General features: G+C 53.9%; 8 protein-coding genes. 2 read left to right on the top strand and 6 right to left on the bottom strand.

The features are described 5' to 3' along the window. Positions 1-711: 711 nt before the first annotated feature. The 5 genes from B5E67_RS15640 to B5E67_RS11245 form a co-directional block, all read right to left on the bottom strand. Complete coding sequence (locus B5E67_RS15640; protein ID WP_158098885.1) at positions 712-861, bottom strand: hypothetical protein; 150 nt, start codon at positions 859-861, stop codon at positions 712-714. Between the two features lie 263 nt (positions 862-1,124). After that, complete coding sequence (locus tag B5E67_RS11260) at positions 1,125-2,135, bottom strand: NTF2 fold immunity protein (protein WP_087385375.1); 1,011 nt, start codon at positions 2,133-2,135, stop codon at positions 1,125-1,127. Between the two features lie 300 nt (positions 2,136-2,435). After that, a complete protein-coding gene (locus B5E67_RS11255) occupies positions 2,436-3,743 on the bottom strand; it encodes a DUF4173 domain-containing protein (protein WP_158098884.1) in 1,308 nt (435 codons plus the stop codon). Positions 3,744-3,952: 209 nt separating this feature from the next. Further along, complete coding sequence (locus B5E67_RS11250) at positions 3,953-4,162, bottom strand: helix-turn-helix transcriptional regulator (RefSeq protein ID WP_087248145.1); 210 nt, start codon at positions 4,160-4,162, stop codon at positions 3,953-3,955. A 14-nt stretch (positions 4,163-4,176) separates the two neighbouring features. Further along, a complete protein-coding gene (locus tag B5E67_RS11245; RefSeq protein WP_087385373.1) occupies positions 4,177-4,632 on the bottom strand; it encodes a DUF2975 domain-containing protein in 456 nt (151 codons plus the stop codon). A gap of 366 nt (positions 4,633-4,998) precedes the next feature. On the opposite strand from B5E67_RS11245, the gene B5E67_RS11240 reads away from it, so the two are divergent. Next, positions 4,999-7,053 (top strand): suppressor of fused domain protein, encoded by a 2,055-nt coding sequence (locus B5E67_RS11240; protein WP_343286522.1) that lies wholly within the window; start codon positions 4,999-5,001, stop codon positions 7,051-7,053. Positions 7,054-7,223: 170 nt separating this feature from the next. On the opposite strand, the gene B5E67_RS11235 is transcribed toward B5E67_RS11240, so the two are convergent. Beyond that, a complete protein-coding gene (locus tag B5E67_RS11235; RefSeq protein WP_087385371.1) occupies positions 7,224-8,312 on the bottom strand; it encodes an MFS transporter in 1,089 nt (362 codons plus the stop codon). Positions 8,313-8,813: 501 nt separating this feature from the next. Here B5E67_RS11235 and B5E67_RS11230 point away from each other — a divergent pair. Further along, a complete protein-coding gene (locus tag B5E67_RS11230; RefSeq protein ID WP_087385370.1) occupies positions 8,814-9,005 on the top strand; it encodes a hypothetical protein in 192 nt (63 codons plus the stop codon). Positions 9,006-9,120 lie beyond the last annotated feature (115 nt).

Raw genomic sequence — 9,120 nt, 5'->3', positions numbered from 1 at the left:
TAACGATGAATCGTCATGCTATCACTTCCTTGCACTGCCTATGATAGAATCCTTTTATGTCTTTTTCTTGTCTTTTTAACACTTTTTTGGGCGTTTTTGAGTTTTCAGATACACCCTAGAGGGGCGGCCCTTGCGGGGCCCGGATTTTTTAGGCTCCTTTTCAGCCTCCGGCCCGGTGCGTTCCGTCTTATCAGACTTAGGGGGACGGCCCCGGCGCGGTTTTTCGGTTTTCTCGCTTTCAGCGGCAGGACGATCCGGCGCAGGAGCCCCAGCTTCCGGTTCACGGGATGCCTCTGCCTTTTCCACCTCGGCTCGGGCCGCCTGCCGCTTTTCTGCCATGAGCGCGTCAATCTGCTCCGCAGAGATTACCACATCGCCGGGCTCGGCAGGCCCGGCCTGTTCCGGCGGGTGTTCGGGAACGGCGGCCTCCCCGTGGGCCGGATCAGCCACAGCGGGCGCGGGGGCCTCCTCGGTTTTCTGCGCCTCGGGGCCCGTGTTCAGTTTTTCATCTGCCATTCACTAACCTCCTTTTCGTGAAAGTTGCACAATTTTGAGGATTAAATTTCTGTAATTATTTTTCTGCCTCCTTCCGGTCTATCCACGCAAAAAAGCCGCCCAAGATAGCACCTGGACGGCTTTCTGCGTAATGTGATAGATCAAATATTTTTTTTCGGATTGCAGGCCCCGAAAAGCCTTGTATTTACAGTGTTCCTAATAAGAAACAATCATATCCAGTGTGTACACACAATCGATATCATCCACCTGCTTGCACAGCTGAGGATCCTGATACCACTTCAACGCCACTTCTTCATTGGGATAATAGGGCACCAATCGGATTTCCTCATCCACGATTCGTTTCATTCCATTGCCACTCCCTTTTGACTTACACTTTTTAGGGTCACGGATGCTCTTTAACGCTTACCACCCGCCACTGGCCTGTTTCGTCTTTTTCCACACGCCAAAGAGACGGGATGTTTTTGCTTTCGGAAATCATTCCGCCCTGTTCATCCAGGGCTTTGCTGGAATAATACACCCAGAGATAGCCGTCCGCATCATCAAGGTGTGCAGCCCACAAATCCAGGCTATTAAATCAACCGCTATCCGCTTTTCTTGGAAAATGCAAATCAAAGCCCGCAAAACTGCCACTTGCCATTATAACAGGACTGGGCGTTGTCGATCATCCACCGACCCTCTACCAACCGCATAAGAAAACGGTAGTAGAAAACATCCTCCTCTGCATAAAGCCAGAATTTGTTCTTTGCAGCCTTCTCTCCCACCGTCAGGCAGCAGCCTTGATAGGTTCCGCCGGCCTGGAAGGAAAGCGGAACCGGACGCCAGCTCGGGCGCGGCTTCCAGCTTACCCGCCGGGAGAACAACTGGTCGATCTCGGCCCGGACGTTTGGGTTATCAAGACCTTTTACAGCAGCAAGGTTTTCCCAATGAGTCATTTCCTTGAAAAAGTCCTGCAGTGCTGCGATGGGGCCCACCAGCTCAGGGCTGTCCAGAGACAGCCTGTTTTTCATATTTTTATAAGTTCGGGCATCCTCAAAGGTTTTCTTTTGCTCCTGGGTGAACAGTCCTGCCCGCCCCTTTTCATCAAAGTTGTCCATATCATGAACAACCAGCTTATCCCGCCAGGAAATATCCATCAGCCCTTGAAATGTAACCTGCGGGCAGACGGCAATGTAGATATCTGTGAGTTTTGAAATCTGGGCAGCCTGCGAGAGTCCTTCGTCGTCCAGCGCCGTTCGCTGCAAAAACAATGTTTTGACCGGGAGGTCTTTCAGCAAAGACAAGCCATGCCCTCTGATCTGTCCGCCCCGCAGCAGGGCCAGAGTCGTCAACTGGGAAAGCTGCGCGAACACCGAAAAACATTCATCCCCAAAGGGAGCGTCATCCAGATATACCTGTTTCAGCTTCGGGCATTGACGCACAGGCTCCCATGCGCCCCGTTCCAGCGTCAGGAAATCCGGTACCCCCTGCGATTCAAGATATCCTCCAAGCGGGGAACGGCTCTCGCCGCAGAGAAGGCGCTTCATGGGATACAGATCCTGCACCGATGTGGGCAGCCTGCCGAGATAACGCACGATGGCGGTCAGAAGATATGGGTCGATCTTTATTTTTTCTTGCATCATCGAGCACCTTCTTCAAGCAAGATGGTTCTTTGTACAAAGCCTGGAAGCGCCTCTGTTTTGTGCCTCAAGGAGACGCTTTTCTGTATGATCTGATTATATCAAAAGGCACCTGACAAATCCATAACTCGTTCCCGTTTTATGTATGGGCGGCTGGGCCGCCCTTTTTGTTATGCGTCCCAATGAAACAGACCGCTCCCCAGAGTGAGGAGCGGCCTGTTTTTGGTAATCCTACAGCGTTTGAATCTATGGATGATCCCGGGCAGAATCTATCCTGCATTTTCTGCCCCAACTTTTAGAATATTATATGGCAAAATCTTCCAGGGCCGCGGTTTCTGAGCCATCGAAATCGTAAACCACAGAGGTTTCCGGCCAGGGATATTCCTGCTCCGCCTGCCGCTGGGTCAGCGCAACCAGATGATCGATGTTGCACATACTGAGCAGACAGAAGATCACCGCCGCCAGGCGGATGCCCCACACCACCGCCCCAAAGGGCCGCAGCAGGCTGGCAATGGACAAGGCCGACCAAATCGCCACCACCGTGATGGCGTACCCAGCCAGCACACGCAGACTGGTGAGGCCAAACCGGGAGATATACAGCCACAGTTTGGAAAAAGCAATGGCCGCAAACAAAAGATTTGCTGTGCAGAGGACAATCCCCAGGCCCCGCAGTCCCCGGCTTTGGCGCAGGGGCGTGCGGCAAAGTTTGGCCGCTGCTGCCAGAACCGACAAGTTAACCAGGGCGATCTGCAGCATTTCAAAGAATCCCCGGCGGGCGTATTCCGCCGCCGTGTATGCCTGGGGCAGAACGCCGGCAAACCCCGCCGTAAGATAGTTGATCTGCGACAAAAAGAAGATCAGATACAGCCCGCAGAGCATGGCCAGGGCCACCATCGGCGTCTGCCGGGGAACCAGCCGCAGTTTGTCGAACGAATCATAGACCATGCGTTCTGTGATCCGATTTTGCTTTTCCTTCAGGTGCTTGGCACCATAAAACAGACCATAAAACCAGCAGGCAAAAAAGAGTTCGAGAAAAAGCCAGCCCGGCGAAAGGAAATCCGCCAGAATTTCTGGCAGGCTGAACTGCGCCAGCCAGCTCTCCAGGCTGCCGGTCATCTGCTGGAAAGCGGCGTCAGCCGTTACCAGCGTGGTAAAAGCCCATCCCAGCACCGGCAGGGCACAGACGGCTCCCAGCAGACCCCACCAGATCCCCCTGCTTTTGGGTTTGGGCAGGGTTTTCCCCACGCCGTAAAAAAGCGCCTGGAACAGCCGGTGGAAATTGGAAAAAGGAATGCCAAACCAGCCCCGCAGCAGATCCAGCGGCAGCAGCGCTCCCACAGGCAGGGCCACCGCTCCCCCGCAGCGCACCAATGCCCACTGGGCAGCCGCCAGGTGGGAGAGCAGGAACGGGAAAAACGCAAGTTCCTGGTTTCCAAACAGGCCACAGCCAATGGACTGGCTCAGAAAGATCGCCGCCCAAAACCAGCTTTCCCTTGGGCATTCTATACGGCAGAGCCGGGCTGATGCCTCTATGCATACAAAGAAGCAGCCCAGTACCGCCGCCAGCACCCACCGTCCCTGTTGGTACAGAACCGCGGGCGGTTCCAGCATCCACCGCGCATAGAGGATCCCCATCCCAAGGCAAAGCAGGGCGGCGGCGCGCTCCCCTTTTTCAAGTTGAAACGCTGTTTTTGCAGCGCGTTTTGGGACCGCACAGCCGGGACCGGCAGGAAAAATCGCCCCGGAAGATCCCGGAACACAAACGGCGTCGTCTCTACGGATATCCATCAGTGCAACCTCCTTTTTCGTTGCAGGAAATGTCATTCGTCGGGCAGATATTCCAACAGGTCGGCAGGCTGGCACTGCAGCTCCCGACAAAGTGCCTCCAGCGTAGAAAACCGCACAGCCCGGGCCTTATTGTTTTTGAGAATGGAAAGGTTGGCAGGAGTAATGCCGATCCGCGCGGCAAGCTCCCCGGCGGAGATTTTTCGCTTGGCCATCATAACGTCCAGATTCACAACAATGGGCATTCTCTCTCCCCCTTTCAGATGGTGTAGTCTGCGTCTTCCTGCAGCAGAAGCGCCTGCTGGAAGACGTTTTTCACAACCCGCACAATCAGCGCCATAAAGGCCGCGCAGACTGCAATGACAAAAAAGGGAAGATAATAAAATCCGCTGATCAGGCAGATAACCGCTCCCACAGCACAGCCCCAGCTGATCCGCCGCAGCAGCTGAACATTGTGGGGGACGAAAACATTGCCGCCCTGGATGTTTTCCAGCAGCCGCCAGAGCTTCCAGAGAATGTAAAGGGCAGGCACTCCGCCAGCATAAAGCGTGGCCTGCAGCAGACTCTCGGCCTGGTGTTCCAGAGGAACACAGCTGAACGCAACAAACGTCTTTACCAGCCAGGGGGCTGATATCAAAATAGCCAAAGCTGCCGCTCCAAACAACACCACGCACAGCCGGGACAGCCGAATGCTGTTTTTGCTACTCCAATTCATATCCAAAACCTCCTGTTTTTGTTTGTGGCTCCATCATATCACATGTCGCATTGAATTGCAATATGTTTTTATCGAAAATCGATAATTTCATATTGCTTTAAAGAATCACCTCCATTTTCTGGCTGTACTGAGTCCCGGGCATTTTTCACTGCGCTCCTGAATGTCGTTTCGTAAAATAAATGCAACAAACAGGCGACTTTACCGCCAGAATATGATAGAATATTATAAAAAGAGATTATGCCGCGGAAGTCTTGAAACCGCCCAAGAAAGTCCGCATGGTCTGTTATGACATCCCGGGTGGCAAAGACGACGCCCCACTCCCGCCGGAAGCGCCAATATTGGAAAGAAAACGAGGAGGCAGCGACTATGGATATGAAGCAGTGTCAAATTGGGCATGAGAACCACGAGCATCAGAAGACTGTCGACGCCCTGACCACTCTGCCTGAAGCAGAGTGCACCCCGGAAACCGACACGGAGCCGGCCGGGACGATCTACTCCAAAGAGGAAACGGCGGCGGTGGAAAACCACATCCGGCAGTACTTCGGCAAATTTGAAACGCTATTCCATGAACCGGATTCCTCGGACATTCATATGGACATCTGCCTGGTGCCGCCCACCAAGGAGCGGGACTACTGTATTCTGGTCACCATGGGGCTGGGAGCTCACCGGATGAATGCGCCGCCGGAACAGACTGGGCACAAATTGGAACGGGCCGAGCTGGCCATCGCCCTGCCAGCAGGCTGGAAGCGAACACCTGAGAATTTCAAGGACGACCGGTGGTATTGGCCGGTTCATCTGCTGAAGGACCTGGCTCGCCTGTCCCTCGGCGGTGTATGGCTGTACCGGGGCTACGTCGCCGACCATCAGAAACCTTTTGCAGCCAACACCTGGCTTTGTGCAGCGCTGCTGACCGAGCCATTCAGCGCGGCGCCGGGCGGCGCAGTCTGTCCCCTGCCCGGCGGTGAGGCAGTTCATTTTTATCAGGTTTTACCCCTCTATCGGGATGAGTTGAAATACAGTCTGGAACACGGTACAGATGCTCTGCTGGAAAAGATGGCCGCCATCGGTTTTGTGGTGCGGCCTGACCGCCCCGACGCTATCACGCGGGGCATCCTCCGCCGTGCGGAGGATGCGGCGGACGACATTTTGGAAATGGACAACGGAATCTGGCACCTTGCGACCCTTCGAAAGAAAAAACTGCCAGTGGATGAACGCAACGCTTTCAGCCACATGACCATCTATCTGCGCTGGTGCATGGAACACGACCTGATGGGCGCAGCCTTTCTCGAGGACTACGGCAGCATTGTAAAACAGGTCAAAACCAATCCCGGCAGTGTAGACCTGCGGGTTTTCCTTCGGGACAAGCTGAACGGTCAGCTCCTGAGCATTATTTTCAACCGGACAGGCCGGGCCTTCGCCGCGTATTACTACGGCTATACCGATGATCCTCCCCACTACCCCAGTGACATCGACTACTACGCCGTTGGGGTGATTGGTCAAAACCGCAATTACTCGGACGAAATCCAGGATGAAGCCTACCTGTTTCTTCCTTTTGACGAAGAATATTACCAGGCCATGACACAGATCATCGACCGGCGTTTTGCCGGCTGGAAGAGGCAGGGCTTCGACGAAAACACGCTGGAACCTTCCGATCTGGCCCGGGCTTTGATGGAGTATCTGGACTGCGAGTGTACCTATTTCCCCTCCATGAAGGACGACGATCCCATCTCGGCAGCTTACAGCTATGCTCTGCGGGACAGCGCCCACGAGGGCTTTGTGCCGGTGCTCATCCGGGCAGATGATGAAATCCTGTGGGAGTGCCTGGTGATGAATTCTGACCCGGACAGCGATGGCGAGGATAACTATGCCTTCGACCCGGACAAGGTAGCCGAATACCGAAAGAAGGCACGCTCTGCCCCCATCCTGAACGGCAAGGTGGTTCTGGAAGAAATGATCGGCCAGCGCCTGGAGGAAGCCGAGGACGACGCCATGGACTGGGAGGAAGAAATCCTGAGCCAGATGGAGGGCGGCTGTAAGAACGACCGCTTCTCCAGCTACTGGGACAGCGCTCGTGAGATGACCTATCCCCTGATCCTGGCAAAGCTCCCGGTGGAACACCCCTGGGAAGTCTTCGCTTACCTGCCCTTTGGCAACTGGAACGAGTGCCCCGATACGCCGGAACTGATGGCGACGGCAAAATACTGGTTCGAGCGGTACGGAGCAGTGCCCGCCGTCATGAGCCACGATGAGCTGGAGTTTGTCCTCCCTGCCCCCGTTCCAGAGGAAAAAGCCATGGAGACAGCGGTGGAGCAGTACGGCTTCTGCCCCGATGTGATTGATCAGGGGCCCCAAGATGCAACTGTCGGCGCTCTGGCGGACACGCTGCGGCAGTCCACGGTCTGGTATTTCTGGTGGGACTAGGGAAAGTTCCTCTATACCTCCCAGAAGAAACACGCAAAAAGGAGATAGCTCCCCTTTCCGGGAAGTCTATCTCCTTTTATCTGTTTTTGTTTCAATCCGCCGCCCTGCATCGCGGTTTCAAACGTTCAGCGCTTACAGGTTCATTGTACTGCCAGCAGAGCAACATAGCCTTAAACCACACTGAACAGCGCTCCCATCAGTGGGGCGATTGCCAGCATCACAAGGGAAAACACAAGAGACGAAACCGACACCAACGTCGCCCGCTGGCAGGAGGGAACCATTTCGTTCAACTTCACGTCGCTGCGCACATCCATGAGATCATCCAGCATACCGGCCAGAAATCCTCCAGCCAAAACCATAGGCAACCAGGGTGTGGCAGCCAGAAGAGTCCCAAACAGAACGCCGCCCCCACACAAAAGAACCATCATGCGGTAGCTCAGCCGATCGGTGAACCGTACGAGCTGAAGCCCCAGTGTGCTGCTGAGTCCCAACACAAACAACACTGGTCCCAGCCATCCGGATGGCATTCCAAGGGCCGGAAGCCGGGCTTGCAGCAGATAAAGCAACATGGTGGACACAGCACCTACCGCAGCATTGCCAAACATCAACCTCAGCACCTTCGGATTGTGCACAATAAAGGCCATGCTTTCCTGAATTGCTGTATAAATGCGCCGGATGGCGCTGTCGGCGGCAACCTCATGGCTCTCCGGTTCCTGCAGACACAGCGCCGGCCCCAGACCCAGCAATGCCAAGACCAAATCTACTCCGTAGGCCGCCCGTGGTCCCATCCACAAGGCTATGCCGGTACACAGGGTCGCCAGTGCTGCACCGATTCTCCACAGTGTTGCGTCATTGACGACAAACCATTCATAGTCGGCCTGCCGGCCGCAGCATTTCAAGCTCTCATAGGCAAGCGCTTCTCGGGAACCGGAAGCAAAGTTATAGCTCAAAGCGCTGAGAGCCATGCCAACACAAATATCTCCCATCGAGTCGGAAAACAGCATGGCAGCGGCAGCCATGGCGGATATGCATTGGCTCGCAATCATGCAGCGTCTGCGGCCAAACACATCGGCCATCACGCCGGAAGGCACTTCAAACAAAAAACTGGTAAAATGAAAGATGGTCTCTGCAAAGCCGATTTGTGTCAGCGAAAATCCACGCGCAGCCAACAAAGCTGCCCAGCAAGCTCCTGTAAACTGGAGGCTGCCCAGTACCGTAATGGCATAGAGCCGGCGTATTTGCCGTTTAAGATTCAACATAATAAAAATCTCCTTTTCTCACAGGTTTCTGCAAGCAAAAGGAGATAGTACACGGACTTTTAAGATCAAAAAGCGCATCAAATTGCGGTCTTGACCTTCAAAAAGGGCGCACTATCCCCCTGGAAAGCCAAAACACAACCTTTTTTCAGTTGAATCTTAGAAAATCTCCAAGCCATTTGTGCGCCCTCCTTTCCGTTGAATTTGTCACATTATAACACTGCAAACGTTTTGGTGTCAAGAACAGCAGCCGGCGTTTTCCTGCTCTCCAAACCATATTCCATAAAGCCCAAAAGACCATTCCGTGAGCGTATTTTCTCCCCATAGTACAGGGTTTATCTTGCTTTTCTTTTCAAGAAATGCGTCTGACAGGCCCCTCCCTTGCAGCGCCGTCTTTTCCCAACCTTCCCGAACTCATTGTGCGTCATCTCCCCTTCTTCGTTGAATTGTTCATACTTGCAAAATACAATGGAAATATCAAACCCAGGCAAAGGAGGATTTCTTTTGGACAAGCGCACAAAAGTAAAAGTCATCACCACCATTTTCTGCCTTATTTTCAGTGTTTTTGCTCTATATGCCTTTCTCTTTGTCGCCGATGTATCCACCGGCTGGCGAATCATTTTGGTCATCATTGCGATTTTCTGGATCCTGTCCGGGATTTTAAATTTGATCGAGTATTTTGGGCCCAAAAAATGACCGGCAGAGCGGGTCCCGGACGGATGGAGCGCTGTCGTTTTTAAGCTATTTTTATCGTATCTACATTTGTGGGGGACATCCAGGATCATCCCGCCCTAAAGCAGGCCTGCGAGAC

The sequence above is a fragment of the Faecalibacterium sp. An122 genome (assembly GCF_002160895.1).
Lineage (GTDB): Bacteria > Bacillota > Clostridia > Oscillospirales > Ruminococcaceae > Faecalibacterium.
This window is presented reverse-complemented; position numbering and strand designations above follow the sequence as displayed.

Coding starts and splice junctions, on each gene's coding strand:
- B5E67_RS15640 (WP_158098885.1), bottom strand. CDS start 861: ATGAAACGAATCGTGGATGAGGAAATCCGATTGGTGCCCTATTATCCC.
- B5E67_RS11260 (WP_087385375.1), bottom strand. CDS start 2,135: ATGATGCAAGAAAAAATAAAGATCGACCCATATCTTCTGACCGCCATC.
- B5E67_RS11255 (WP_158098884.1), bottom strand. CDS start 3,743: ATGCTGGAACCGCCCGCGGTTCTGTACCAACAGGGACGGTGGGTGCTG.
- B5E67_RS11250 (WP_087248145.1), bottom strand. CDS start 4,162: ATGCCCATTGTTGTGAATCTGGACGTTATGATGGCCAAGCGAAAAATC.
- B5E67_RS11245 (WP_087385373.1), bottom strand. CDS start 4,632: ATGAATTGGAGTAGCAAAAACAGCATTCGGCTGTCCCGGCTGTGCGTG.
- B5E67_RS11240 (WP_343286522.1), top strand. CDS start 4,999: ATGGATATGAAGCAGTGTCAAATTGGGCATGAGAACCACGAGCATCAG.
- B5E67_RS11235 (WP_087385371.1), bottom strand. CDS start 8,312: ATGTTGAATCTTAAACGGCAAATACGCCGGCTCTATGCCATTACGGTA.